Consider the following 25,734-nt stretch of genomic DNA (forward strand, 5'->3'; position numbering starts at 1 on the left):
ACCATTATCATTGACTCCGCTAGATAACGATAAGATAAAAAATAATCACTCCAACACTTACGCCTCTTCCCCACAAAGAGGCTTTTTTTTGCCCTTTTTCCGCCCAAATGGCGAGAAGGGCTTTATCTTTGCCGATTTATCCCTATAATATTTTTATTTATCACATTGAGTAGAAACTATGACGGAGTTAAACACGGTGCTCGCCGAGCTCAAACGCGGCGTTGAAGAAATTTTATCCGAGGTGGATTTGATTGAAAAACTCAAAGAAAACCGCCCTTTAAAAATCAAACTCGGGGCTGACCCAACCGCGCCCGACATTCACTTAGGCCACACAGTGGTGCTCAACAAACTGCGTCAATTCCAGCAACTCGGCCACGAAATTTACTTCTTAATAGGTGATTTCACTGGCATGGTGGGTGACCCAACCGGCAAAAGCGCCACTCGCCCACCGCTGACACGCGAAGACGTGTTGCGCAACGCCGAAACCTACAAAGAGCAGATTTTCAAAATCTTAGATCCGGCCAAAACCAAAGTGGTGTTCAACTCCCAATGGCTTGGCGACCTTGGCACTGAGGGCATGATTCGCCTGGCCTCCAGCTACACCGTGGCGCGCATGCTGGAGCGCGATGATTTCAAAAAACGCTTTACAAACCAACAACCTATCGCCATTCACGAATTTATCTACCCGCTGTTGCAAGGCTATGACTCCGTCGCCCTTGAAGCCGACGTGGAGCTTGGCGGGACAGACCAAAAATTCAATTTGTTGGTTGGCCGCGAACTGCAAAAATCCGCTGGCCACAAGCCACAGGTGGCGATCACTTTGCCATTACTTGAAGGCCTTGACGGCGAGAAGAAAATGTCGAAATCACTCGGTAACTACATCGGCGTGAGCGAAGCACCTGATGAGATGTTCGGCAAAGTGATGTCGATTTCAGATGATTTGATGTGGCGCTGGTATGACCTGCTCTCCTTCCGCCCACTGCAAGAGATTGCAGAACTCAAAAGTGCGGTTGAAGGCGGCAAAAACCCGCGTGATGTGAAAGTGCTGCTCGCAAAAGAAATTGTCGCGCGCTTCCACGATGAAGCCGCCGCCGAGCAAGCGGAGCAAAACTTCATCAACCGCTTCCAAAAAGGCGCAATGCCGGAAGACATCCCAGAAGTCACTCTTGAAGGCGAGCTGCCGCTGGCGAATTTGCTCAAAGACGCCGGCCTTGTTGGCTCCACCTCTGAGGCCATTCGCATGGTGAAACAAGGCGGGGTGAAAATCGACGGTGAAAAAGTCGATGACAGCAAACGCCTTATTGGCGCATCAACGGCGATTTATCAAGTCGGCAAACGCCGCTTTGCTAAAGTCACTGTCAAATAACACGTTTTATCTCATTGAAAAACCGCACTTTTTGGTGCGGTTTTTGCGTTTAATTTGCTTTTTCTCCCCCCCTTGTGTAGGATAGAAGGAAATCAAAAAGGAGGAACTATGAAAACATCAGTATTAAAAACAGTGGCTGTGGTTGCGAGCTTGGCGTTTTTAACCGCGTGTTCCAACATGAATCAACAGCAAAAAAATACCGCTGTGGGGGCGGCAATTGGTGGCGTGGCCGGTAATGTGATCGGCAACAGCACAGGCGCAACATTAGGTGGCGCTGCACTGGGCGGCGTGATCGGCAGCCAAGTCAAATAAGTTCCCTTCATACAAAAACCGCACGTTAACGTGCGGTTTTTTATTATGGGGTGTAAAAGGTAAACAGCGTGTCGTTGCAATAGCGCTCACCTGCCTTGCTCACCCCGCCATAGCACAGCCATTGTGGGTGATTCGGCGCATCAGGCAGTGCTTCGGTTTCCAGCGCCACGCCTGATTGATTGGCGTACTCACCGCCTTGGCTATTGGGCGTGCCGTGCAAAAAGTTGCCAGTGTACACTTGGATCGCCGCCTGATTGGTGGTGATCGCCAAGCCCAAATCGCCTTGTCTGGATTGCAACCGCACTTGCACTTTTTCACTACTTTGCTCATCAAACAAAAAGGCGTGATCGTAGCCGCGCGTGGCGTGCTGGTCGTCATCGCGCATAAAATCCTGCCCGATGATTTTGGGTTGAGTGAAATCAAACCCCGTGCCCGCCACGGCTTTGAGCTCACCTTGCGGTATGCCCTCACTATCGACTGGCAAATAGTGGCTGGCGGCAATATGCAAGCTGTGAGCGAGCACATCGCACCCTGCGCGGATGCCATCAAGGTTGAAATAAGGGTGACAAGTCAAATTCAGTGGCGTGTCGGCGCTCGCCTCGGCGGTGTAGCAAATGCGCAATGCGTTGTCATCACTGAGCGAAAACCGCACTTGCACTTTCACCTCCCCCGGGAAGCCTTGCTCGCCGTCAGCGGAGGTGAGCGCAAAGACAACCGCACTTTCACTTTGCTCCACCACCGCCCAGCGTTTGTGGCTAAAGCCCTCACGCCCGCCGTGGAGTTGATGCTTGCCATCTTGGTTGGCATCAAGGGTAAAAGTGCGGTCGTTGAGCGTGAATTGCGCGTTGGCGATGCGGTTGGCATAGCGCCCCACACTGGCGCCGAGATACGCCCCTTGGGCGCAATGCACTTGCGGGTTATCCGCGCGCAACAGCACCTCGCGCAGCTGCCCGCCCACAGGCACCGAGCAGGCCAGCCAAGTTGCGCCCCAATCGGTGAGCAGCACACGCATGCCGTGGGTGTTGCTCAATTCAATCAGTTTGAAGGGTTTGCCATCATCGGCGAGCATCTCGGTCATAGCTGATGCACTCCTTGTGAGGCGTGGCAAACGTAGAAGGTTTCCGCCTTACCAAAGCGCGCTTTGTAGTGCTTGGCGATGTACGCGCGCACGCTGTCCACTTTATCCGCTGGCGCTAGTGCGACAATGCAGCCACCAAAGCCGCCGCCAGTCATGCGCGCCCCGCCCGTAGTGCCAATCGCTTCTTGCGCGAGCTCCACCAAATAATCAATCTCTGGCACGGTGATTTCAAAGTCATCGCGCATCGAGTCATGGGATTGCCCCATCAGTTTGCCTAACGCGGCCAAATCACCCTGTTTAAGTGCTTTCACCGCATCGAGCACGCGCTGATTTTCAGTCACCACATGGCGAGCGCGTTTGGCCACGTCTTTATCCAGCGCTTCAAGCTCTTGCTCTTTGGCTTTGAATTGCTCAACACTGACATCTCGCAGCGCTTTCACGCCAAAAAACTCAGCCGCTTTTTCGCACTGTTGCCGGCGGGTGTTGTATTCGCCTGTGACGAGATCGTGCTTGACGTTGGAGTTGATGATCATCACCGCTGCGCCTTTTGGCACTGGGGTTGGCTTGGTTTCCAGGCTGCGGCAGTCAATCATCAGCAGATGATCTTCTTGCCCGAGGGCGGAGATGAGTTGATCCATGTTGCCGCATTGGCAGCCAACAAATTTGTTTTCCGCTTTTTGGCCGATCAACGCCAGCTCAACGTTGCTCAGTGGTAAATCACCTAACAGTTGGCAGAATTTGCCCACCGACACCTCCAGCGCCGCCGACGAGCTCAAGCCCGAGCCCAACGGCACATTGCCGCTGATCGCCAAATCCGCCCCTTGGGTGAATTGCGGGCATTTTTCTTGAATGAATTTTACCACGCCACGCACATAGCCCGTCCATTTTTTGCTGTTATTCGGCTCAATCGGCGCTTTAAGGTCAAACTCATCCCATTCGTCCAGGTCGGCGGCATAGACTTTAAACAGGCTGTCTGACCGCACTTTGCCACTCACGGCGGTGCCGTAATCAATCGCGCACGGCATCACAAAGCCATCGTTGTAGTCGGTGTGTTCACCAATAATGTTCACCCGCCCTGGCGCGTACACGCTCAGTTCAGGCTTGGCGCCAAATTGTTGTTCAAACGCTTGCGGGGCTTTTTGTTGTAGGTTCATCTGTCATCTCCTTATTTTGCTTTGTAATGCACGTCGCTTAATTTCGCCAGGCGCTCGGCGGCTTGTTCGGCGGTGAGGTCGCGTTGTGCTTCGGCGAGCATTTCATAGCCGACCATAAATTTGCGCACGGTGGCTGAGCGCAGCAGTGGCGGGTAGAAGCAGGCGTGCAGCTGCCAGTGGTCGATGTTGCGCCCGTCTTTGAAAAACGGCGCAAAGTGCCACCCCATGGAATACGGGAAGGCGCACTCGAACAAGTTGTCGTATTTGGTGGTGAGTTTTTTGATCGCCACGGCTAAGTCATCGCGCTGGGCGTCGTTGAGCTCATCAAAGCGGCGCACTTTCACTTTCGGCAGCAGCATAGTTTCAAACGGCCACGCCGCCCAATACGGCACCACGGCCAGCCAAAACTCGGTTTCCACCACGGTGCGCGCGCCGTCTTTGAGTTCAGCGTTGACGTAATCAAGCAACAAATTGCTGCCGTGCTTGTCAAAGTAGGCTTTGAGGTTTTTCTCTTTGGTGGCGATTTCGTTGGGCAAAAAGCTGTTGGCCCAAATTTGCCCGTGCGGGTGCGGCTGGGAGCAGCCCATCATTGCGCCTTTGTTTTCAAAGGTTTGCACCCACAAATACTCCTTGCCGAGCTCTTGCAGTTGCGCATCCCAAGTGTCAATCACGCCGCGTATGGCGCTCAACTCCAGCTCCGGCAGGGTTTTGCTGTGGTCGGGTGAAAAGCAAATCACGCGGCTTAAGCCACGCACGCCTTGCACTTGAAAGAGCGGATTATCACTTTGTGGCGCATCGGGGCTGTCGGTCATCAACGCGGCAAAGTCGTTTTGGAAAACATAGGTGCCTTTATAATCCGGATTTTTCTCGCCGGATATGCGCGTGTTGCCAGGGCAGAGAAAGCAGTTGGGGTCATAGCTTGGCAGTTCATCGCGCGCGGGCGCTTCATTTTGCCCACTCCACGGGCGTTTGGCGCGGTGCGGGGAGACCAAGATCCATTCATCTTTGAGCGGATTATAGCGGCGGTGCGGGTGTTCGGTTGCATCAAATGTTATGCTAGACATAACGCCTCCTGAATGTAAACGTTTTCATCGCTACTTTAGCAATGAATGTATTTTTAAACTGTTAAATGGATCACAAGTTTCAACATTGAGCCGGCAAATTCTTCCCTCAATTGCCACAATTAACCGCACTTTTGCCCTCAAAGTAGGCTACAATAAAGCGATGATGGGTAAAAATGAAGGAAATGATGAACTTATCGCACTTTTTGGCCAGCTTAGGCCAGCAAATGGATGTGGAGGTGCTCGGCAAATTGCTGCTGACCGCACTTTTAGGTGGGCTGATTGGCATTGAGCGTGAAATCAAACGCAAGCCCGTGGGCGTGAAAACCTGCGTGGTGATTGCGGTGACCACCTCGGTGTTGACGATTGTCTCCATTCACGCGGCGGAATATTACGCCTCGCTTTCCAACAATATCCGCACCGACCCAATGCGCTTGGCCGCGCAGGTGATCAGCGGCATCGGGTTTATCGGCGGTGGCGTAATTTTGCAAAAAAATAATGATGTCATCTCCGGCATCACCACCGCAGCCATCATCTGGGCGGTGGCTGGGGTTGGGATCACCGTAGGTGCGGGCTTTTATCTTTATGCCCTGTTCGCCTCGGCGATTATCATCTTTATTTTGAAATACAGCGCGGGGCTCAAGCGAGTGATTCCAAAACATGAAAACATCAACCGCGTGATGATCAAGCTCGACATGCAAGACACTCATTTGGTCAATCAAGTGTCAAAAGTGCTCCACCGAGAGGCGTGCGACATTGAAACCATCAGCATCAAAGAGCAAGACGAGCACAAGCTGGTAGTCACCATCAATGCGCAAATTCCAGAACATGGCTCATCTTATGAGTTGTATAAAGAGCTGAAAAAAGTGATCGGGATCAGCAATATTGAAATAAAGTATTTCAACTGACCGCACTTTGCCTTAAAAGGCTACCCAAGGGCCAAAAAAGTCGCTATCATAGAAAACGGTTACATTTTTTGTAAGGGAATTTATGGTTACCATTCGTGATGTGGCGCAAGCGGCCAATGTGTCTGTGGCGACCGTTTCGCGCGTGTTAAACGGGCATGCCAAAATCAGCGACAAAACCCGCCGCGCGGTGCTCAGCGCCGTGGAAAAGCTCGGCTACTACCCTAACGCCAACGCCCAAGCCCTCGCCAGCCAAAGCTCCGATGCGCTCGGCGTGGTGGTGACTGATGTAACCGACGCCTTTTTTGGCATTTTGGTCAAATCCGTTGACCAAGTCGCCAGCGCGAACGCGCACAATATCCTGATCGGCATTGGCTATCACGATGCGCAAAAAGAAAAGGCCGCCATCGATCTCCTCTTGCGCAAGCGCTGCTCAGCACTGGTGGTACATGCCAAAGCCTTGAGTGATGAGGTGTTGCGCAATTATATGCAGCGCCACAAAGGCATGGTGTTGATCAACCGCACTTTGCCTGGCTTTGAGCAGCGCTGTGTTGATCTCAACAACGAAAAAGGCACTTTTCTCGCCACCCAAACGCTGATCAACCACGGCCACCGCGCCATTGGTTATATCGGCTCCAACCACAAAATCAGCGATGAAATTGACCGCAAACAAGGCTATCTCAATGCTTTGAGCGTAAACAATATTCCCTCTCAGCCGTCTTATATGGTCAGCGCCAGCCCCGATTATCAAGGCGGCGAAGAAGCAATGGTGAAATTGCTCAGCTTTAATGACAAACTCACCGCCGTGGTGTGCTACAACGACTCCATGGCCGCCGGTGCTTTGTCGATTCTCAATGAAAACGCTATTACTGTGCCAGAGCAATTCTCGCTGATTGGCTTTGATGACATGCCACTGGCGAGTTATTTGATCCCAAAACTCACCACCATTCGTTATCCTATTGATTTGATGGCAAGTTATGCCGCACAATTGGCGCTGAGTTTAGTCAATGCCCGTATGCAAGGGCCAGAAAATGTCACCTTCAATCCAACTTTAGTGAAACGCTTTTCCGTTGATTTCGTGAAATAACTGCACTTTTGTGATCTGTGTCGCATATTTTTATCTTAATAATGTAATCGTTTTCATTATGTGAAAATGATCACATACTTTTCACACGTTGTTGCGTATGCTTGAGCCACGTTATCGCCAAGGCGGTAATTTCTTGGACTCGGTGAAAAGTGCGGTTTCGCAATTGTGCCGATAATCCAGATCTTTCAATAGATAAATATGGAGAGAACTATGAAAAAAGCTGTTTTATCTGCCATCGCAGTAGCTGTCGGCATGGGTGTTGCGGTTTCAAGCGCATCAGCAAAAGACAAAATCGGTGTAACCATTTATAAATATGACGACAACTTTATGTCTTTAATGCGCCAAGAAATTGAAAAAGACGCACAAGCGCTGAAAGACGTTGAACTGTTGATGAACGACTCTCAAAATGCGCAATCCATCCAAAATGACCAAGTGGATGTGTTGATTTCAAAAGGCGTGAAAGCACTGGCGATCAACCTTGTTGACCCAGCGGCGGCACCAACTATTATCAAAAAAGCCTCTGAATACGACATTCCTGTTGTCTTCTTCAACAAAGACCCAGGCCAAGCAGCATTAGATAGCTATGAAAAAGCCTACTTTGTGGGCACCGACCCGAAAGAGTCTGGTGAAATCCAAGGTGAACTTATCACCAAACAATGGAAAGCCCACCCAGAGCTTGACTTGAACAAAGACGGCAAAATCCAATACGTCTTGCTCAAAGGTGAGCCAGGCCACCCAGACGCTGAAGCACGTACCAAATACGTGATCGAACGCTTGAACGCCAACGGCATTCAAACCGAGCAACTCTATGTTGACACCGGCATGTGGGATGCAGCACTGGCGAAAGATAAAAGTGATGCATGGCTTTCAGGCCCTAAAGCGAACGAAATTGAAATGATCATTTCAAACAACGACGGCATGGCGATGGGTGCATTGGAAGCGGCCAAAGCGCACGGCAAAAAACTGCCAATCTTTGGTGTGGATGCCCTGCCTGAAGTGTTGCAGCTGATTAAAAGCGGCCAAATCGCCGGCACCGTGCTTAACGATGGTGTGAACCAAGCACAAGCTGTTGTGGATTTGTCAAACAACCTTGCCAAAGGCAAACCAGCCACCGAAGGCACCAAATGGGAAGTGAAAAACCGCAACGTGCGCGTGCCTTATGTGGGTGTTGACGCCGATAACTTAGATAAATTCTTAAAATAATCCATCAAGGGAGAGCGTGCTCTCCCCTTTTCCTTGAGGTTGGCTATGAGTACACAACAACCCACTTCTCCAACAGGTGAAATTTTGCTGGAAATGAAAGGTGTCAGCAAAACCTTCCCTGGTGTTAAAGCGTTAGATAATGCCAATTTAACCGTTCGCTCACACAGCGTGCACGCGCTGATGGGGGAAAACGGCGCGGGCAAATCCACGCTTTTAAAATGCTTGTTTGGCATTTATGCCAAAGATGAAGGCGATATTTTATTTTTAGGCAAACCGGTGAATTTCAAAACCTCCAAAGAGGCGCTGGAAAACGGGATTTCTATGGTGCACCAAGAGCTCAACTTGGTGAAACAAAGCAGCGTGATGGACAACCTGTGGCTGGGGCGCTACCCAACCAAAGCAGGCTTTGTTGATCACAGCAAAATGTATAACGACACCAAAGCGATTTTTAAAGAACTGGATATTGACATTGACCCGAAAGAAAAAGTCGGCAAGTTATCCGTTTCACAAATGCAGATGATCGAAATTGCTAAAGCGTTTTCTTACAACGCGAAAATCGTGATTATGGACGAGCCAACGTCGTCACTGTCTGAAAAAGAGGTCAATCACCTTTTTACGATCATCGAAAAACTGAAAAACAAAGGCTGTGGGATTATTTATATCTCCCACAAAATGGATGAAATTTTCAAAATCTGTGACGAAATCACCATATTGCGGGACGGGAAATGGATCAATACCATCCCCGTCAAAGGCGCCACAATGGACGGCATTGTGGCAATGATGGTAGGCCGTGAGCTGACCCAACGCTTCCCGCCAAAAACCAATGTGCCAAAAGAGGTGATTTTGGAAGTTGACCACCTGACCGCACTTAACCAACCGTCGGTGCAAGATGTCAGTTTCACCTTGCATAAGGGGAAATTCTCGGCATTGCAGGCTTGGTGGGCGCAAAACGGACCGACATTGTGGAAACCATTTTCGGCATTCGTGAACGCAAAGGCGGCAGCATCAAGCTCCATGGCAAAGAAATGCGCAACAAAACCGCACTTGAGGCGATTAACAACGGCTTTGCGCTGGTCACCGAAGAGCGCCGCTCAACGGGGATTTATTCCAACTTGACCATTGAGTTCAACTCACTGATTTCTAATATTAAATCTTATATGACCAAATTTGGCCTGCTCAGCAGCGCCAAAATGAAAAGCGATACCCAATGGGTGATTGATGCGATGAACGTGAAAACCCCATCGCACAAAACCACCATCGGCTCCCTCTCGGGCGGGAACCAACAAAAGGTGATCATCGGCCGTTGGCTTTTAACCCAACCTGAAATTTTGATGCTCGACGAGCCAACACGCGGTATCGACGTGGGTGCGAAATATGAGATTTATCAATTAATTATGGAACTAGCCAAAAAAGACAAAGGCATTATTATCATCTCTTCGGAAATGCCTGAACTGCTTGGCATCACAGACCGCATCATGGTGATGAGTAACGGCAAACTCGCCGGCATTGTCAACACCAAAGAAACATCGCAGCAAGAGATCTTACAACTTGCCGCCAAATACTTATAAAAATAGAAGGAACACGAAAATGGCTGAAATAGGAAAAAACAAGTCGCTTGAGTTTCTCAAACAAAACGCGATTTATTTTGTGTTGTTAATTCTCTTGGCGATTATCATTATCCAAGACTCCAGTTTCTTAAGTTTGATCAACTTTAGTAATATTTTGACCCAATCTTCCGTGCGGTTGATTATCGCCCTCGGCGTGGCAGGCCTTTTGGTCACCCAAGGCACCGACTTGTCCGCAGGGCGCCAAGTGGGTTTGGCGGCGGTGGTGTCCGCCACTTTGTTACAGGCGATTACCAACGTCAACCGCGTTTTCCCAGATTTGCCTGAAATCCCAATCCCATTGGTGATTTTGACCGTGTGCGCCATCGGGGCTATCATCGGCTTGCTCAACGGCTTTATCATCGCGGTGCTCAACGTAACACCATTTATCGCCACCTTGGGCACCATGATTATCGTCTATGGTATCAACTCGCTATACTACGATGCCGTGGGCTCATCACCAATTGCAGGCTTCACCGCCAACTTCTCTGAGTTTGCGCAGGGGTACTTCCGCTTCGGGCACTTTAGGCTCTCGTATATCACCATTTACGCGATTATCGCCACCGTGCTGGTGTGGATTATGTGGAACAAAACCCGCTTTGGTAAAAACATCTTTGCCATCGGCGGCAACCCAGAAGCCGCACGCGTATCCGGCGTGAACGTGACCCGCAACTTGGTTGTGATCTACATGATCGCGGGTATGTTCTACGCCTTCGGCGGTATGCTTGAAGCCGGCCGCATCGGCTCTGCCACCAACAACCTCGGCTTTATGTACGAGTTGGATGCCATCGCCGCGTGCGTGGTGGGCGGCGTCTCCTTCGCCGGTGGTGTCGGTACCGTGATTGGCGTGGTGACTGGGGTGCTGATCTTCACCGTAATCAACTACGGCTTAACCTACATCGGCGTCAACCCATACTGGCAATACATCATCAAAGGCTCGATCATCATCCTCGCGGTGGCCATCGACTCCTTGAAATACGCCAAGAAAAAATAACCTCCCCAACAAACAAAAACCGCACTTTAAAGTGCGGTTTTTTATGCCCTCAAATCGTTAGCGCTTAATCCCATACAACTTCAACTTATTGGCGATGGTGGTGTGTGAGGTGCCTAGTCGGGTGGCGAGTTTGCGGGTGCTGGGGTAGGCGTGATAAAACGCTTGCAGCACTTGCGCTTCATACTGGCCGATGATCTCATCGAGCGTCATGTTGGCAAAATCATCAATGTCGATTTTTTCATAGCTGTGTTTGCCAGTACTCTCTGTCAAGCGCAGCAAGGCGTTGGGTGCGGCGTTAACGCAACTGCGATAAAGCGCGTTGTAAAGCTCGCGCACGTTGCCGGCCCACTCAAAGGCCTCAAGTTGTTGGATAAAAGTGCGGTCATAGGCCGGCACAGATTTACCCAGCTGTTGGCTGATGTGGGGCAAAAAGTGCTGCACCAGCGGTTCAATATCCTCTGCGTGAGCACGCAGCGGTGGGATCTCCAGGCTGAGCACATTCAAGCGGTGGTATAAATCTTCACGCAGCTCGCCTTTTTCAACATAATAAGACAGCGGCTTTTGCGAGGTGCAAATCACGCGCACATCGGCTTTGTGTTCTTTTTCCTCCCCCACGCGGCGGTAGGTGCCGTCGTTGACAAAGCGTAGCAATTTCGCCTGCAACGCCAATGAGAGCTCATTGATGGAATCAAGCAGCACGGTGCCGTGATTGGCGTATTCAAAAAAGCCGATGCTGGTGTGCTCACCGCTGGCATGGCCAAACATTTCCTGCTCGGCATCCTCCGGCGGCAGGCCGGCGCAGTTCACGGCAATGAACTTGTGCGCACGGCGCGGGCTGAGTTGGTGACAGCGCTTGGCAAACAGATCTTTACCCGTGCCAGTTTCCCCTTGAATCAGCAGCGGCGCGTTGGATTGCGCGTAGGTTTCAAGCTGCTCAAGCAGGCCTTGCATAACCGCACTTTGGGCAATGATGTCATCCCGCTTGTCCTCGAGCGCGGCCACCGCGCTGATGGCTGGTGCACGTTGCAAGGCGTTGAGCACTGTGCCCACATCGGCGCTATCATCAAGCTCAAGCAGCAGTGTTTGGCCTGCCTCACGCAGCGAGCGGATAGCAAAATTAACCTCGCGCGCGCACTGCGCAATGTGGGTAATGGCGTCGTTGGGGGTGTCCGTGGTAATGCTAAGGATCATGTCATCTCCTAACCAATGCGGTGAATAAAGCGGCTAAACACGCTTTCAGGCGCGCAGGCCAAGTCAGCAAAGCGGCCTTGCTCAACCAAGCGCGCATTATCCATTATACAAATGCGATCAAATTGCTCAAGTGCGGTCAGCCGATGTGTGACCATTATCAAGGTTTTGTCTCGGCAGTGGTTTAAAATCAGCGACAGCATCTCGCGCTCGGTTTCGCGGTCAAGCCCCTCGGTGGGCTCATCGAGCAGGACAATCGGCGCATCACGCAACAGCACGCGCGCCAGTGCCAAGCGGCGCTGCTCGCCACCTGAGAGCGGCCGCCCGCCGTCACCCAGCCACTGCGCCAGCCCCTCGTTTTGCGTGAGCAAATGCCCAAGCCCGACCGCACTGAGCACCTGTTCGAGCTCTTCATCGCTGGCCTCACGCTTGGCTAGGCGCAGATTATTCGCCAAGGTATCGCTGAAAACATACACTCGCTGGCTCATCAGGCTAATCGCCGCGCGCAGCGCACCCTCGCTATATTCTCTAATCGGGCTGCCAGCAAGGGTAATCTGCCCCTCGCTGGGGTCAAAATTACGCACCAGCAGTTGCAAAAGTGAGGATTTGCCACTACCCGTTTTGCCCAGCAGTGCCACCTTTTCGCCGGTGTTAATTTGCAGGTTGATGTCACTCAGCACACGGCGTTGCGTCATAGGGTAACAAAAGCTCACGTTCTCAAGCCCAAGCGCAACCGCACTTTGCGAAAGTGTACTGCGTGTGCCGTCAAAGCGCACCAACGGCGGCTGCTCAATAATATCATTAATGCGCTGTGCCGAGCTTATCACCTGCCCAAGGCGCAAAAAGGCCGCGCCGAGCGGCATGATGATCTCAAACGAGGCAAGCGCAGCAAAGGTGAATAGCGCGATATTCGCCAGCACAAAATCATGCTGCTGGGCAAACTCGGTGCCGCCCGCCAAATAGAGCATCACCAGCAGCAACACGCCGTTGATCAGCAACACCACCGCGCTGGAAAGGCCAGTGAGTGCAGCTTCTTTGGCTTGCAGCTGCTGCCATTGCTGCTCTTTTTGCGTCAAGCCCGCGCGCGCACGCGATTCAACATTAAACAGCAACAACTCGGCGTGGTTTTGCAGCCAGTCAATAAAACGCACGCGGAAGTTGGCCCGCGCGTGCGTCAACTCTGGGCCAAAGCGCTTGCCCAGTTGGTAAAACATAAACGGCACTAAAAACGTCAGCACCAGCAAAAAGGCCACCAGCACCAGTGCCAAAGTGCGGTCAATCAAGCTCAAGCCTAAATACAAAAAGGCGATCACCGCCAGCGCGCTGATAAACGGCGCGGTCAGGCGCAAATAGAGGTTGTCTAAGGTATCCACATCGGCGACAAGGCGGTTTAACAAATCGCTGTTGCGAAAGCGCGCCAAAACCCCAGGCGTGAGCGGGATCAGCTTGGCAAACACGGCAATGCGCAGCTTGGCAATCACGCGGAAGGTGGCATCATGGGTGACAAGGCGCTCGGCATAGCGAATGGCGGTGCGGCCAATTGCCAGCCCACGCACGCCCGCGGAGGGGTAGAAAAAGTTAAAAATAATTTCACTGCCCGCCAGTGCCGCGGCGGCCAAAAACCAGCCCGAGAGGGTGAGCAAGCCAATGCTGGCGCTCAAGCCCAAAATCATCAACACCACCCCGAAAATCAAGCGCCCAAGAGCGTGTTTGAACAGGGCGAGAAAAGGAAAAATCGCTCGCATGGTTGCCTCAATTTATCTCATATTGGCGTTCGTTTAAGAGTTGTGCGAAGTAGCCCGTTTGCGCAAGCGCATCAAAGCGCCCGTGTTGCACAATTTCACCTTGGCGCATCACCCAAATTTGGTCACTTTCGCGCAAGTCTTCAATTCGGTGGGTGATCATCAGCGTGGTTTGCGCCTGGCTCAACGCCGCCAGTGAGCGCAAAACCGCACTTTCACTGTTGGCATCCAAACTGGCGGTGGGCTCATCAAGCAGCAACAAGTGGCTACGGCGCAAAATCGCGCGCGCAACGGCCAGGCGCTGAATTTGCCCACCTGAGAGGCCCGCATTGCCCTCTTGCAAGGTGTAATCCAGCCCCAGTTGCGCCACAAAAGGCTTGGCATCGGCCTGCTCCAGCGCGGCCATTAGTGCAGCCTCATCGGCCTGTGGGTTGCCGATAAGCAAATTATCACGAATGCTGCCTGGCAACAGCAGCGGGTTTTGCCCCACCCAGGCAATGTGCTCACGCCATGCGCGCAAGTCCAGCTCACGCAGCTCCACGCCGTTGACTAAAAGGCTGCCACGATAAGGCAAAAAGCCGAGCAACACGTTCATCAAGGAGCTTTTGCCCGCGCCACTTTGCCCCACCAGCGCCACCCGCTCGCCTTTGGCCACGCTAAAATTCAATTTGCCACTCAGTGGCTCGCCCGCTGGGGTGAGCACTTCGAGATCGCGCGCGCTGATGTCGATCAACGCGCCATCCGCCAAGTAATGCTCAGCACTTTGCACGCCTTGCACATCTTGGCTGATGAACGCCTCAATGCTGTCGGCGGCACCAATGGCGGCGGCGCGATCGTGGTAATAAGTGCCGAGATCGCGCAGCGGTTGATAAAACTCGGGGGCTAAAATCAAGGAGAAAAAGCCGACAAACAGCGTTAACGCCACGCCGTGGTGGCCAAACTCGATTTGGCCGAGGTAGCTAAAACCGAAATAGACCGCCATCATCGCAATCGAAATCGAGGTGAAAAACTCCAGCACCGCTGATGATAAAAACGCCACTTTCAGCACGTCCATGGTGGTGACGCGAAAGTCGTCCGCCGCTTGGCTCATAGCCTGTTTTTCATGCTCGGCTTGGTCAAACAACCGCAGCGTTTCCAGCCCGCGCAGGCGGTCAAGAAAGCGGCCACTAAGGCGCTGCAAAACGGTGATGTTTTTTTGGCTGGTTTCCGCCGCCTTAAGCCCCACCAAGGCCATAAAAACAGGAATCAACGGCGCGGTGATAAGCAAAATCGCACCCGCCACCCAGTTGATCGGGAACACGGCGGCCACGATAATAAGCGGCACAAGCATCGAGAGGTATTGCTGCGGCAAATAGCGGGCATAAAAATTGTGCAGATTTTCCACCTGCTCGAGCACAATGGTGGCCCAACTGCCCGCGGGGCGCTGTTTCATCGCAACGGGGCCAATTTGCGCAAGCTTGTCGAGCACCTGCGCGCGGATGTGGTTGCGCAGGCGCTTGCCACTGGCAAAACCGATTTTTTCACGCCAATATAAGATCCCCGCGCGCAGCACAAAAATGGCCAAAAGCCCCGCAAAATAAGGCAAAAATGCCCGCGGCTGGACCTGTTTGATGATCAGCTGCTCAAGCAAAAAGGCCAAGCCCCAGGTTTGCACCACCAGCAAAACCGCACTTGTGCAGCCGAGCAGCACATTGAGGTTAAGCTGGCGTTTAACCACCGCGCGTTGCGCGCGCAGCCAATGGTTGACCTGCTTTTGGCGTGCTTTGTCCATGTCACTCCTTGATGCGGGCAACGTCAGTGTCGCCCGTTTGTGATTATTGTTCTTGGTTGTCTAAAAAGCGCTCAGCGTCCAATGCCGCCATGCAGCCAGTGCCGGCGGAGGTGATCGCTTGGCGGTAGATATGATCCATCACGTCCCCTGCGGCAAACACGCCTTCAACGCTGGTGGCGGTGGCGTTGCCGTTGAGGCCGGAGTTGACCACGATATAGCCGCCGTTTAGCGTCAATTGCCCTTCAAAAAGTGCGGTATTCGGCGCATGGCCAATGGCAACAAACACGCCATCGAGTGCAACCTCGTCTTGCGCGTCGGATTGGGTGTCTTGCAGTTTCACGCCTGTCACGCCCATGTCATCCCCCAGCACTTCGGCTAAAGTGCGGTTGGTGTGCAGCACAATTTTGCCCTCAGCCACGCGTTTTTGCATACGGTCGATCAAAATCTTCTCGGCGCGGAATTCATCACGGCGGTGCACCAAGTGCACTACGCTGGCGATATTGGCTAAATAAAGCGCCTCTTCCACCGCGGTGTTGCCGCCGCCAATCACCGCCACAGGCTTGTTGCGATAGAAAAAGCCATCACAAGTGGCACAGGCCGACACGCCTTTGCCTTTATATTGCTCTTCGCTCTCCAACCCCAAATATTTGGCTGAGGCGCCGGTTGCGATAATCAAGGCATCGGCGGTAAATTCGTGGCTGTCGCCCCACAGTTTGAACGGGCGAGCGCTGAGGTCGACTTTATTGATGTGATCAAACACAATTTCGGTGTTGAATTTTTCCGCGTGTTGTAGCATGCGTTGCATCAGCTCGGGGCCGGTGGTGTCGCCAAAATCCCCTGGCCAATTTTCAATTTCGCTGGTGGTGGTCAGCTGCCCGCCTTGTTGCATGCCGGTGACCAACACGGGGTTGAGATTAGCGCGCGCTGCGTAAACCGCCGCGGTGTAGCCCGCCGGGCCTGAGCCTAAGATTAATAATTTGCAATGTTTAACGCTCATAAAAAATCCTTAATACAGTAGTGAATAAATATAACGGCGGTATTGATTGGCCAGCGGGTCGGTGCCGAGCGCTTGCAAAATCGCGAGGTACTCTTTTTTCAGCTCGCCGTTTTCTACGTTTAAATCGTGCTTTAAAAATGACAACAGCAGTTTTAACGCCTCTTCATTTTTGCCCGCTTGGTGCAGTTGCAGCGCCAGTTTCAAGGCGATATCCGCGCGCGGCGATTTTTTGAAATCCTCTTGCAGCTGCTGGATTTCAGGCGTGTTGGCCGCATTGTTCATCAGCTCAATTTGCGCCTGCAAGCCCTGCCAGCGCGAATCTCTGTCTTGCAGCGGGATTTGGTTTAAAATCTGCTGTGCGCTGTCGGCATTTTTCATCGCAATGTAGGTTTCAGCATAAAGCAGCGCGATGTCGCTGTTTTTTTGATCCGAGAGCTCCCACGCCTCTTTGAGCAGCGGCAGTGCGTTGTGGTAATCCTCCGCTTGCAAATAATCCAGCGCGAGGTTGAATTTCAACTCTTCTTCTTTCGGCAGCAAGGCGCTCAACCGCACTTTGAGTTCTTCTTCACTCAACACACCCGGGAAGGCGTCAAACGGCGTGCCGTCTTTGAACAAATAAGTGGTTGGCACGCTTTGCACTTGAAATTGCTGGGCGACAATCATGTCGGTGTCGCAGTTGACTTTCAGCAGCAAAAACGCGCCGTTGTGCTGCTCGGCGATGCGCGTTAACAGTGCGGTAAACTCCAGCGATTGCGGGCTGGCCGGGCTGAAAAAGGTCACCACCATCGGCTGCTGGGCGGCACTTTGCATCACATCGTTGAAATTGTGTTGGGTCAGGTCAATAACCGCAGGCTGATTTTGCATAACACTCCTTGAAACACTCACGCCGCACGATAGCGGCGGCTTTTATTTATATTTTGGGTGATAAACATCGCGCAGGTCATAGAGCTTTTGCACCTGCGCTTTGGCGTCGTCAAGCTTGCCTTGCTCGGCATCACGCTTGGCCTGCTCGGCGGTGTCGATAAATTCCTGCATGCCGTGCTGGTAATCCTGCATCGCTTCGCTGTCTGGCGCTTGGTCGGCTAAGCGGTGCGGGGTTTGCGCTTTGCTGCTTTTAGCCGCCTCAATCACGCTGTCAATGGCGCTAAGGAAAGATTGACTGTCATCGGCACGCAGCGCTTGGCGCGTGCTTTGCATAATCTCTCGCATATCATGTGAGATTTGCCCGTGGGCCAGCACCTGTGTGCTGGCGCTCAACAAGGCGGCGGCGAATAACGTTTTCATTGTGTTTTTTAATAACATCATCACTCCTTATATTTTGAGTTATTATTTAGCGGCTTTGACCGAATTGGCAATGCGCTCGGCGCTGCTTTGCGCCAGCTCGCCGTCGCGGCATTCCACCATCACGCGAATCAACGGCTCGGTGCCCGATTTGCGCAGCAAAATCCGCCCTTTGCCAGCCAGCTCTTTTTCCACGTCCGCGGCCACGGCTTTTACTTCGTCGTTTTCAAGCGGGTCAACACCGCCGTCAAAACGCACGTTGATCAACACCTGCGGGAAGAGCTGCACCGCACTAGCCAGCTCATTGAGGCTGACGTTTTGCTGCACCATCGCCGCCAGCACTTCCAGCGAGGCGATGATGCCATCGCCCGTGGTGTTTTTATCCGCCACGATGATGTGGCCGGAGTTCTCACCACCAAATTTCCAGCCGTGCGCTTCCATTTGCTCAAGCACGTAGCGGTCGCCCACTTTGGCGCGCACGAAAGGGATCATCAATTGTTTCAGCGCCAGTTCAAGCGCCATGTTGCTCATCAAGGTGCCCACCACCCCGCCTTGCAATTTGCCGGCGCGCAACGCTTCACGCGCGATGATAAACAAAATTTGGTCGCCGTCGACTTTGTTGCCCAAGTGGTCAACCATGATCAAACGGTCACCGTCGCCGTCATAGGCCAAGCCCACGTCAGCGCGGGATTGCACCACAATTTCTTGCAGCGCTTTAATGTCGGTGGCACCGCACTTTTCATTAATGTTCAAGCCATTTGGTTTGGTGCCAATTTCAATCACCTCCGCGCCAAGCTCACGCAACACGTTTGGCGCAATGTGATAGGTCGCACCGTGGGCGCAGTCCACCACAATTTTCAGCGAGCTTAAGCTGGCGTGCGCCGGGAAGGTGCTTTTACAAAATTCGATATACCGCCCTGGCGCATCGCTAATGCGGCTGGCGCGGCCCAGCTCGGCGGATTCCACGCAGTCCATCGGCTCATCCAGCATCGCTTCAATTGCCAGCTCCACGTCATCCGGCAACTTGGTGCCTTGGCAGGAGAAAAATTTAATCCCGTTGTCCCAATAAGGATTGTGGGAGGCCGAAATCACGATGCCTGCCTCCGCGCGGAACGTGCGGGTAAGGTACGCCACCGCCGGTGTCGGCATCGGGCCGATAAACGCCGCGGACAGCCCCGCCGCGGCCAGGCCTGCTTCGAGTGCAGATTCGAGCATATAGCCTGAAATGCGGGTGTCTTTACCAATCAAGACTTTGCGGCTGCCTTGGCTGGCCAGCACTTTGCCCGCCGCCCAGCCGAGTTTCAATGCAAATTCAGGCGTAATCGGGAAGTCGCCCACTTTGCCGCGCACGCCATCGGTGCCGAAATATTTACGTTCTGCCATGTGTTGTCCTTATTATTTTGCTAGGGCAGGGTTTTGTGCCACCTGCCAAATTGTCAGTGCCTGCGCCATGGCTTTCACGTTGTGTACGCGCACAATCTGCGCGCCTTTCATGGCACACAGCAGCGATGCCACCGCCGTGCCGAGATCGCGATCGACTACGTCATTGTGCAGCACGTTGCCGATCATCGATTTGCGTGAAAGCCCCGCCAACACGGGGTAACCTACTGCACACAGTGTATCCAACTGTTGCAATAATTGGTAGTTATGTTCGGTTGTTTTGCCAAAGCCAAAGCCGGGGTCAAGAATAATGTTTTCTTTGCGGATGCCTGCATCAATGCACGTTTGCGCCCGCGCGCTGAGGTAGTCTGTCACCTCGCGCGTGACATCATCGTAATGCGGGTTTTGTTGCATGGTGCGCGGCTGGCCTTGCATATGCATGATGCACACGGGCAAATCGAGCGCGACCGCACTTTGCAACGCGTCTAGCTCTTGCAGCGCGCGCACATCATTGATGAGATCCATGCCCACCTTGGCCGCCTCGCGCATCACCTCGCCTTTTGAGGTGTCAACGGAAATCCAGCAATCAAAGCGAGCGCGCACCGCCTCCACCAGTGGGATCACGCGCGCGAGCTCTTCGTCCCCACTCACCTCGGCAGCCCCAGGGCGGGTCGATTCGCCGCCAATGTCGATGATGCTCGCGCCTTCGCTAAGCATCGCTTCCACATGGCGAAAGGCGCGGTCAAAATCATAAAACTGCCCGCTGTCAGAAAACGAATCCGGCGTGACATTTAAAATGCCCATAATCTGCACCCGATTGAGATCCAAAGTGCGGTTGTTTGCTTGCAATAACATAGTGTGCCTTAATCTTGGTGGAAATATTGGGTTTGCGCCTCCAGCACCATTTGGAACGGGTCTGGGTAGCGGTAGTCAAAATCAAGCTCGCGGCAGATTTTCTCGCCACTGACAATGCGCTGTGGCGCGTTGTCATCGTCGATAAACGTTGGCGGCTCAAGGCCACTGCGCTTGGCCATTTCCACATAATAGTGCGCGCGCGTTGGGTGCTGCGGCGCACTGAGGTTGTATAGGCGCTTGTACGCGCGCGTTTCGAGCAGCAACTCAATCGCCAGCACGCAATCGGTGAGGTGCACCAAATTCACCGGCTGGTTGCCGTTTTGCAAATTCTCGCGCCCGGCGAGTGATTTCACTGGGTGGCGGTCGGGGCCGGTGAGCCCGCTTAAGCGCAGGATGTCGCAATCAATGTCTTGCTGCGCCCACAGCCACTGCTCAATTTCTCGCAGCGCTTTGCCCACCTCTGAGCTGGGTTGCGGCGTGTCGTCTTCAGTAAACGTGCCGTCTGCCACGGGGTAAACGGAGCTGGAGCTGATGAACAAAATATGCTCCACGCCGTTGTTGATCGCCTCATTGACGAGGTTTTTCACCCCTTGCACATAGCTTGGGAGATCAAAAAAATACTCACTCGGCGGGATGTTGATAATCAAGCTGTCCACGTCTAAAAGTGCGGTCAGGTCATCTGGGTCGGCGTTGATCTCAGGCGTGAGCTCTAAAAAATAGGCCTCAAAGCCGTTTAAGCGCATGCGCTCTTCGCCGTCGTGGGTGCGCTTGCTGCCCTTGACCTGCCAGCCCACACGTTTTAAATGTTTGGCAAGGCTAAAGCCAAGCCAGCCTAGGCCCACAATTGCCACTGAGTTCATTGGTTTTCCTTGTGTTCAATTTTGCGCAGGCAGTAGTGCTGCATCTGCCCGCCGAAAAATGCTTGTTGCGATATTATCGCTAATGGCTGGCCTTCGAGCAAGCTATCAATTTGTAAAGTCACCCGTGTGCCAAGGGCGCGCGTAATAGCGTTCAGCCCACGGCGAAGCGCACTGATGCGCCCACCTTGCGGCACCGCTTTATCCCAAATCGACAACACGCCGCCCGGCTTGAGCACGCGCAGCGCCTCTTGCAAAAGTGCGGTTTCATCGTCCACCACCGCCAAAATCAAATGCAGTAGCACGCCATCAACGCTGTTATCCTCAAGCCCCGAGCGATACACGCTGCCTTGCTTGAGGTGTAAATCCAACTCCAGCCCTTGCTCACGCAGTTGCTCGTGCCGCGCGGCACACTTTTCCAGCATCTTGGCGGAAAAATCCTGGGCGTGAACCGCACTTTGCGCCGGCAAAAAAGCCAAATCCTGCCCGCTGCCACAGCCGGGCAACCAAAAGGTGTGGCAGGCGCGCAAATCCATCGCCGCGAACACCTGCTCGCGCTGCTTGCCTGCCAGTGCTATGACGTGATCGTATAAATAGGCGTAAAGATCCCAGCGTTTTGCATCAGCCATGAGTCACCTCGCTATGTTCTTCAACCGCACTTTTTGGCTCAACCGCACTTTGTGTTTTCAGCCACGCGCAAGGGGTGAAGCGCGCGCCAAGGCTGGCCTGCAGCACCTCAAGCTCGCCGATGATGGTGTCGTGCCCCACATCAGCCATGTAGGCATAAATCCCGCCACGAAATTCAGGGAAGAAAAAGCCCAGCACTGAGGCCACATTGCCTTCATCGAGGCTAGTAATCACGCCCTCTTGCGCGCAGAAGGCGGCTTCATTAATCATCATTAAAATGCAGCGGCGGACAATTTCTTCGCTTTCAAGGTTATTTTCAATGATGAGATCCAGCACTTGATAAATGCTTTTGTCCACCTGGGTGCGATCGCCCGTTCTCGAGTGGTAGAGGTAAAACCCGCGGCGATTTTTGCGCCCTTTGCGCTCGTTGCGCAGCAGCTCGTCAATTTTCGGCGGCAAGGCAAAGCGCGCGCCAAAGCTGCGCTCAAGTTGCGGCAGCGCTTTGACAAAAATATCCAGCCCCATTTCATCAAGCATGGCAAACGGCCCGATTTTAAAGCCGAACTCTTGCAGCGCTTTTTCAATACTTGGGATGTCTTCGCCGTCGAGCAGCACATAATAGGCCTCGAGCAAAAAGGCGCTTAAAATTCGCGTGATGAAAAACCCCGCGCTGTCTTTCACCAACAGCGGCACCTGCCCTTGCTGGGTGACTAGGCGCAGCGCTTTGGCGATGGTTTGCTCAGCACAATTGGCGTGTGGGATGATTTCCACCACCCGGCGCTGGCTCACAGGCGTGAAGTAATGAATGCCGATGACATTTTCAGGCCGCTGCGCGCCCTCGGCAATTTCGGCGATGGATAACGTGTTGGTGTTGCTGGCAAAAATGGTGTCATCGGCGTAATAATCTTCACTTTCATGAATCAATTTTTGCTTGAGCTGCAAATCCTCGAACACCGCTTCAATCACCACATCCGCCTGCTGCTGGCCGACAAAGCGATCGCCACCGCTGATGAGGTACATTTTCTGCAGCAATTTGCCATAAGGCAAAAAGCCCTTTTCCACCTCTTTTTTCAGCAGTAAATAACTCAAACGCAGCGCCTTTTGCACGCCGTTGGCGTTGATGTCTTTAATTCGGACCGGCAAATTGGCGCGCGCGGCCGTAATATACGCAATGCCCGCGCCCATAAAGCCGCTGCCTAGCACGGCGACTTTGTTGATTTCTCGCCCGTGTTGCATGTCTAAATACTGATGGCGCATACGCCGGCCGGTGCGCTCAATTTTGCGCAGCATTTTCGAGCTTTTATCCAAAAAGAGCGTGGCAAAGGCCTCGCTGACCGCACTTGGGTTATTTTCATCATGCTGGCGAAACAGCGCCAGCATGGTGTTGATCGCGGGGTAATTTTCAAACGCCCAGGCTTTGCAGTGCTGCTCGGCTTGGCTGATCACATGGCGGCGCCACAAAGCTGGCCGCTCCCCTTTGCCCCACAGGCGAAAGCGCTTGCGCACAGGGCGCAGGTGCTGTGATTGAATATAACCACAAGCGCTGGAAATTAAAATAGCGGGGTTGACCACCTCATCAACAAGGTGAATATCAAACGCGTGCTCGGCGCTGATTTTCTCACCATTGAGCAACATCGCTAAAGCGCGCGTAAGCCCTATGCGTGCCACCAGCCGGCCACAGCCGCCAGCAAACGGCAAAATGCCCGAGCGCACCTGTGGCATCGACAAAAACACCGGCTGGCTGCTGCCCACAATGCGGTAATCACACGCCAGCGCCAGCTCCAACCCCAGCCCAAAGCAGTTGCCCTCGATGATACACACCGTCGGGATGCCCAAATTGGCAATTTTGTCCATCAACTGCTGGCAACGCTCGGCAAAGGCCACGAGTTCGTCGTGCGAGGCCTGCTCAAGTTCTGACAGCGGGAAGCCTTGCACAAAATGGTGCTGCTTGCTCGATTGAAACAGCACGCCTTTGGCCTGCCAACTTAAGATATGATCAAGTGCGGCATCAAGCTGGTTGATCAGCTTTTGCCCCAGCCAGTTGTACGGCTTTTCGCGCACGTTGAAGGTGACCAGCGCAATGTTATCGGGGCGAAAGCTGAGCTTGAATAAATTGCCATCGCTGTGTTGTTCAAAATCCGCAACCGCACTTTGAATTTCCGTCTGTTCCATTATTCTCTCTCCAACACCATCGCCGCGCCCAGCCCGCCCAAGCCACTGGAGGCCACCAGTGCGGTTTCAAGATCGTTGCGTTGCATATGAAAAAGGGCTTGAATCAGCGTGCGCAGGCTTGTGATCGCCCGCGGTGAGCCAAACGCCAGCGAGCCGCCGAGCGGGTTGAGTTTTTCAAAATCCACCTCACCGAGTGGCGCATCACGCTCAAGGTGCTTTTGCGCAAACGCGCGCGAGGCAAACAACTGCGCATTCGCCAGCACTTGCGCGGCGGAGGATTCATGCATTTCAATCAAGTCGATATCTTCCAGCGTCATATCCGCCCACTCAAGCGCCTTGGTGCTGGCGTATGTCGCTCCCAGCAGCATATTATGCCACACATCATTGCCCGTGATGGCAAAGCTGCGAATATAACCGAGCGGCGTGAGGTCGTACTGCTCCACCATTTCCTCACGCATCAGCAACACCGCCGCCGCACCGTCGGCCGGCTCAGACACGCTCCAGGCCGTCACGCGGTTGTGCGCACTGCCATGCAGCGGCTTGAAGGTGGCGTAATACTCAGGGCTGATGTGCTCGCTTATCATATTATCGCGCCGCACATAGTGGGTATAAGGCGTTGGGTAGGTGAGCATCACCTCATCATCAAACCAGCCCTGCTGCCAGGCCAGCTCCGCTTTATGGTGGGAGTGGGCGGTGTAGGCGTCCATGCTCTCGCGGCTGAGGGCAAAATTTTGCGCCATCTGCTCTGAAATATCACCTAACGAAAAATGGGTCAGCGGGTCGCGCAGATTGATTTGTTGCAGCTTGAAATCATGCCACGACAGCCGCTTGAGGGTTTGCCACTTTTGCGCCATGCTCGGCGCGCGCAAGGTGTCGCGCAGCAGCCTGGTGACGCTGGGTTTAAGGCTAATCGCCGCGTTGGAGATAGAATCCGCGCCGCCGGCAATCCCGCAGGAAATTGAGCCACTGATAATGCCATTGCACACATTCGCCACCGCTTGCAACCCCGTGGTGCAAGAGCTGGTGAGGGTGTAGGCCTCGACCTGCGGCATGCTGAGTGTGAGCGCAATTTCACGCGCGAGGTTGGGCACATCGGGTTGTTGAATCACCTGCCCGAAAATAAATTTGTCGATTTTCTCGCGCTCAAGCGGCAGGCGGTTTAACAATTCGTTGGTCACCATCACGCCAAGATCGAGCGCAAAGCAGCTTTTAAAGCCCGTGTTGTGGCGCAAAAACGGCGTGCGCAAGCCGCTCACCACGGCAATGCGCTCCCCTCTTGCGTTCACCAACCTCTGTGAAATGGGCATAGTCTTCCTCACATGCAATCGTCACAAAGTGTTAGCATATCAAATCATCGCGCGCTATGGCTAACAATTTTGCGCCGCGCTGGCTTTTATAACCGCGCTGAACTTGTTACAATCACTTTTTATTTAAAACACACACAGATTATGGCAAAAAAGAAGATAAAACCAGGCTCAAATACCATCGCGCTCAACAAACGCGCTCGCCACGACTATTTTATTGAAGATGAAATTGAAGCAGGCCTGTCGCTGCAAGGCTGGGAGGTGAAATCCCTGCGCGCAGGCAAGGCCAATATTGCTGACAGTTATGTGATTTTTAAAAACGGTGAGGCGTATCTTTTCGGTGCGCAAATCACGCCGCTGAATGTGGCCTCAACCCATGTGGTGGCCGACCCCACCCGTACGCGTAAGCTGTTGCTTAATAAGCGTCAGCTCGATACGCTTTATGGTAAAACTAGCCGCGATGGCTTTACGGTGGTGGCGCTTTCGCTTTATTGGAAGGGCGCTTGGGCGAAGGTTAAGGTCGGTTTGGCGAAGGGTAAGAAGCAGCACGATAAGCGCGATAGTATTAAGGATCGCGAGTGGGCGCGTGATAAAGATCGGATTATGAAGCACAGCGCGAGGTAAGTTTGAAGTGCGGTCAGGTTTGACCGCACTTTTGTTTTTTTGTTCTTTTTCATCACTTCGTCACCAACATCGTTTTCCGCCTGCGGCGGGCGCTCTTTTTTCTGCCATCACTCCGTTATAGCGCTACGGTTTCGCCGTTGGCGACTTCCTTTCTTTGCTTGTCCAAAGAAAG

At 53.1% G+C, this 25,734-nt stretch carries 22 protein-coding genes and 1 pseudogene; 8 read left to right on the forward strand and 15 right to left on the reverse strand.

Going from position 1 to position 25,734, the window contains the following annotated elements:
• The first annotated feature begins 178 nt into the window (after window positions 1–178).
• On the forward strand, window positions 179–1,366 hold the full coding sequence (gene tyrS / locus HPC37_RS01320; protein ID WP_208121451.1) for a tyrosine--tRNA ligase: 1,188 nt from the start codon (window positions 179–181) through the stop codon (window positions 1,364–1,366).
• Between the two features lie 108 nt (window positions 1,367–1,474).
• Window positions 1,475–1,678: a glycine zipper 2TM domain-containing protein gene (locus tag HPC37_RS01325; protein ID WP_208121452.1), complete on the forward strand. Its 204-nt coding sequence runs from the start codon at window positions 1,475–1,477 to the stop codon at window positions 1,676–1,678.
• Window positions 1,679–1,721: 43 nt separating this feature from the next.
• Here HPC37_RS01325 and galM read toward each other — a convergent pair whose 3' ends face one another.
• The 3 genes from galM to galT are packed head-to-tail and all read right to left on the reverse strand — an operon-like array spanning window position 1,722 to window position 4,974.
• Entirely contained in the window at window positions 1,722–2,756 is a 1,035-nt protein-coding gene (gene galM, locus HPC37_RS01330) for a galactose-1-epimerase (RefSeq protein WP_208121453.1), read from the reverse strand.
• Complete coding sequence (gene galK / locus HPC37_RS01335) at window positions 2,753–3,910, reverse strand: galactokinase (protein WP_208121454.1); 1,158 nt, start codon at window positions 3,908–3,910, stop codon at window positions 2,753–2,755. The genes galM and galK overlap by 4 nt, the downstream gene beginning before the upstream one ends.
• 11 nt (window positions 3,911–3,921) lie before the next feature.
• The gene (gene galT / locus HPC37_RS01340) at window positions 3,922–4,974 is read right to left on the reverse strand and encodes a galactose-1-phosphate uridylyltransferase (protein ID WP_208121455.1); all 1,053 of its coding nucleotides are present in this window, start codon (window positions 4,972–4,974) and stop codon (window positions 3,922–3,924) included.
• A gap of 185 nt (window positions 4,975–5,159) precedes the next feature.
• On the opposite strand from galT, the gene HPC37_RS01345 reads away from it, so the two are divergent.
• The 5 genes and pseudogenes from HPC37_RS01345 (at window position 5,160) to mglC (ending at window position 10,764) form a co-directional block, all read left to right on the forward strand.
• Window positions 5,160–5,879 carry an MgtC/SapB family protein gene (locus HPC37_RS01345; RefSeq protein WP_427915937.1) on the forward strand — a complete coding sequence of 240 codons (720 nt, stop codon included), beginning with the start codon at window positions 5,160–5,162 and terminating at the stop codon, window positions 5,877–5,879.
• Window positions 5,880–5,961: 82 nt separating this feature from the next.
• Window positions 5,962–6,963, forward strand: coding sequence for a substrate-binding domain-containing protein (locus HPC37_RS01350; RefSeq protein WP_208121457.1), 1,002 nt, complete (start codon window positions 5,962–5,964; stop codon window positions 6,961–6,963).
• Between the two features lie 210 nt (window positions 6,964–7,173).
• Window positions 7,174–8,166: a galactose/glucose ABC transporter substrate-binding protein MglB gene (gene mglB, locus HPC37_RS01355; RefSeq protein WP_208121458.1), complete on the forward strand. Its 993-nt coding sequence runs from the start codon at window positions 7,174–7,176 to the stop codon at window positions 8,164–8,166.
• Window positions 8,167–8,211: 45 nt separating this feature from the next.
• Window positions 8,212–9,734 (forward strand): annotated as a pseudogene (gene mglA, locus HPC37_RS01360) (galactose/methyl galactoside ABC transporter ATP-binding protein MglA).
• A 19-nt stretch (window positions 9,735–9,753) separates the two neighbouring features.
• The gene (mglC, locus tag HPC37_RS01365; RefSeq protein WP_208119578.1) at window positions 9,754–10,764 is read left to right on the forward strand and encodes a galactose/methyl galactoside ABC transporter permease MglC; all 1,011 of its coding nucleotides are present in this window, start codon (window positions 9,754–9,756) and stop codon (window positions 10,762–10,764) included.
• A 57-nt stretch (window positions 10,765–10,821) separates the two neighbouring features.
• Here mglC and HPC37_RS01370 read toward each other — a convergent pair whose 3' ends face one another.
• The 12 genes from HPC37_RS01370 to HPC37_RS01425 all read right to left on the reverse strand — a co-directional run bounded on the left by HPC37_RS01370 (window position 10,822) and on the right by HPC37_RS01425 (window position 24,941).
• On the reverse strand, window positions 10,822–11,775 hold the full coding sequence (locus tag HPC37_RS01370) for a sigma 54-interacting transcriptional regulator (protein ID WP_427915938.1): 954 nt from the start codon (window positions 11,773–11,775) through the stop codon (window positions 10,822–10,824).
• A 188-nt stretch (window positions 11,776–11,963) separates the two neighbouring features.
• Window positions 11,964–13,697, reverse strand: a complete 1,734-nt coding sequence (gene cydC / locus HPC37_RS01375; RefSeq protein WP_208121460.1) for a heme ABC transporter ATP-binding protein/permease CydC — start codon at window positions 13,695–13,697, stop codon at window positions 11,964–11,966.
• Window positions 13,698–13,704: 7 nt separating this feature from the next.
• Window positions 13,705–15,465, reverse strand: a complete 1,761-nt coding sequence (gene cydD, locus HPC37_RS01380; RefSeq protein ID WP_208121461.1) for a heme ABC transporter permease/ATP-binding protein CydD — start codon at window positions 15,463–15,465, stop codon at window positions 13,705–13,707.
• 43 nt (window positions 15,466–15,508) lie between these two features.
• On the reverse strand, window positions 15,509–16,462 hold the full coding sequence (gene trxB / locus HPC37_RS01385) for a thioredoxin-disulfide reductase (RefSeq protein WP_208121462.1): 954 nt from the start codon (window positions 16,460–16,462) through the stop codon (window positions 15,509–15,511).
• 9 nt (window positions 16,463–16,471) lie between these two features.
• Complete coding sequence (locus HPC37_RS01390; RefSeq protein ID WP_208121463.1) at window positions 16,472–17,326, reverse strand: co-chaperone YbbN; 855 nt, start codon at window positions 17,324–17,326, stop codon at window positions 16,472–16,474.
• A 42-nt stretch (window positions 17,327–17,368) separates the two neighbouring features.
• Entirely contained in the window at window positions 17,369–17,764 is a 396-nt protein-coding gene (locus tag HPC37_RS01395) for a cytochrome b562 (protein ID WP_208121464.1), read from the reverse strand.
• A 24-nt stretch (window positions 17,765–17,788) separates the two neighbouring features.
• A complete protein-coding gene (glmM, locus tag HPC37_RS01400; protein ID WP_208121465.1) occupies window positions 17,789–19,126 on the reverse strand; it encodes a phosphoglucosamine mutase in 1,338 nt (445 codons plus the stop codon).
• Between the two features lie 12 nt (window positions 19,127–19,138).
• Window positions 19,139–19,978 (reverse strand): dihydropteroate synthase, encoded by an 840-nt coding sequence (folP, locus tag HPC37_RS01405; RefSeq protein WP_208121466.1) that lies wholly within the window; start codon window positions 19,976–19,978, stop codon window positions 19,139–19,141.
• An 8-nt stretch (window positions 19,979–19,986) separates the two neighbouring features.
• Window positions 19,987–20,838, reverse strand: coding sequence for an SDR family oxidoreductase (locus HPC37_RS01410; RefSeq protein WP_208121467.1), 852 nt, complete (start codon window positions 20,836–20,838; stop codon window positions 19,987–19,989).
• Complete coding sequence (locus HPC37_RS01415; protein ID WP_208121468.1) at window positions 20,835–21,464, reverse strand: class I SAM-dependent methyltransferase; 630 nt, start codon at window positions 21,462–21,464, stop codon at window positions 20,835–20,837. The genes HPC37_RS01410 and HPC37_RS01415 overlap by 4 nt, the downstream gene beginning before the upstream one ends.
• The gene (locus HPC37_RS01420; protein WP_208121469.1) at window positions 21,457–23,634 is read right to left on the reverse strand and encodes a 3-hydroxyacyl-CoA dehydrogenase NAD-binding domain-containing protein; all 2,178 of its coding nucleotides are present in this window, start codon (window positions 23,632–23,634) and stop codon (window positions 21,457–21,459) included. The genes HPC37_RS01415 and HPC37_RS01420 overlap by 8 nt, the downstream gene beginning before the upstream one ends.
• Window positions 23,634–24,941, reverse strand: coding sequence for an acetyl-CoA C-acyltransferase (locus HPC37_RS01425; RefSeq protein WP_208121470.1), 1,308 nt, complete (start codon window positions 24,939–24,941; stop codon window positions 23,634–23,636). Before HPC37_RS01425 ends, HPC37_RS01420 begins: the two co-directional genes overlap by 1 nt.
• A 141-nt stretch (window positions 24,942–25,082) precedes the next feature.
• Between HPC37_RS01425 and smpB the strand changes: the two genes are divergently transcribed.
• Window positions 25,083–25,562 carry an SsrA-binding protein SmpB gene (gene smpB, locus HPC37_RS01430; RefSeq protein ID WP_208121471.1) on the forward strand — a complete coding sequence of 160 codons (480 nt, stop codon included), beginning with the start codon at window positions 25,083–25,085 and terminating at the stop codon, window positions 25,560–25,562.
• Window positions 25,563–25,734 lie beyond the last annotated feature (172 nt).

This window comes from Spirabiliibacterium mucosae, from assembly GCF_014884965.1.
GTDB classification, from domain to species: Bacteria; Pseudomonadota; Gammaproteobacteria; order Enterobacterales; family Pasteurellaceae; genus Spirabiliibacterium; species Spirabiliibacterium mucosae.

Excerpts from the sequence above, each read along its gene's own strand:
- tyrS (WP_208121451.1), top strand. The coding sequence starts at position 179 with ATGACGGAGTTAAACACGGTGCTCGCCGAGCTCAAACGCGGCGTTGAA.
- HPC37_RS01325 (WP_208121452.1), top strand. The coding sequence starts at position 1,475 with ATGAAAACATCAGTATTAAAAACAGTGGCTGTGGTTGCGAGCTTGGCG.
- galM (WP_208121453.1), bottom strand. The coding sequence starts at position 2,756 with ATGACCGAGATGCTCGCCGATGATGGCAAACCCTTCAAACTGATTGAA.
- galK (WP_208121454.1), bottom strand. The coding sequence starts at position 3,910 with ATGAACCTACAACAAAAAGCCCCGCAAGCGTTTGAACAACAATTTGGC.
- galT (WP_208121455.1), bottom strand. The coding sequence starts at position 4,974 with ATGTCTAGCATAACATTTGATGCAACCGAACACCCGCACCGCCGCTAT.
- HPC37_RS01345 (WP_427915937.1), top strand. The coding sequence starts at position 5,160 with ATGAACTTATCGCACTTTTTGGCCAGCTTAGGCCAGCAAATGGATGTG.
- HPC37_RS01350 (WP_208121457.1), top strand. The coding sequence starts at position 5,962 with ATGGTTACCATTCGTGATGTGGCGCAAGCGGCCAATGTGTCTGTGGCG.
- mglB (WP_208121458.1), top strand. The coding sequence starts at position 7,174 with ATGAAAAAAGCTGTTTTATCTGCCATCGCAGTAGCTGTCGGCATGGGT.
- mglC (WP_208119578.1), top strand. The coding sequence starts at position 9,754 with ATGGCTGAAATAGGAAAAAACAAGTCGCTTGAGTTTCTCAAACAAAAC.
- cydC (WP_208121460.1), bottom strand. The coding sequence starts at position 13,697 with ATGCGAGCGATTTTTCCTTTTCTCGCCCTGTTCAAACACGCTCTTGGG.
- cydD (WP_208121461.1), bottom strand. The coding sequence starts at position 15,465 with ATGGACAAAGCACGCCAAAAGCAGGTCAACCATTGGCTGCGCGCGCAA.
- trxB (WP_208121462.1), bottom strand. The coding sequence starts at position 16,462 with ATGAGCGTTAAACATTGCAAATTATTAATCTTAGGCTCAGGCCCGGCG.
- HPC37_RS01390 (WP_208121463.1), bottom strand. The coding sequence starts at position 17,326 with ATGCAAAATCAGCCTGCGGTTATTGACCTGACCCAACACAATTTCAAC.
- HPC37_RS01395 (WP_208121464.1), bottom strand. The coding sequence starts at position 17,764 with ATGTTATTAAAAAACACAATGAAAACGTTATTCGCCGCCGCCTTGTTG.
- glmM (WP_208121465.1), bottom strand. The coding sequence starts at position 19,126 with ATGGCAGAACGTAAATATTTCGGCACCGATGGCGTGCGCGGCAAAGTG.
- folP (WP_208121466.1), bottom strand. The coding sequence starts at position 19,978 with ATGTTATTGCAAGCAAACAACCGCACTTTGGATCTCAATCGGGTGCAG.
- HPC37_RS01410 (WP_208121467.1), bottom strand. The coding sequence starts at position 20,838 with ATGAACTCAGTGGCAATTGTGGGCCTAGGCTGGCTTGGCTTTAGCCTT.
- HPC37_RS01415 (WP_208121468.1), bottom strand. The coding sequence starts at position 21,464 with ATGGCTGATGCAAAACGCTGGGATCTTTACGCCTATTTATACGATCAC.
- HPC37_RS01420 (WP_208121469.1), bottom strand. The coding sequence starts at position 23,634 with ATGGAACAGACGGAAATTCAAAGTGCGGTTGCGGATTTTGAACAACAC.
- HPC37_RS01425 (WP_208121470.1), bottom strand. The coding sequence starts at position 24,941 with ATGCCCATTTCACAGAGGTTGGTGAACGCAAGAGGGGAGCGCATTGCC.
- smpB (WP_208121471.1), top strand. The coding sequence starts at position 25,083 with ATGGCAAAAAAGAAGATAAAACCAGGCTCAAATACCATCGCGCTCAAC.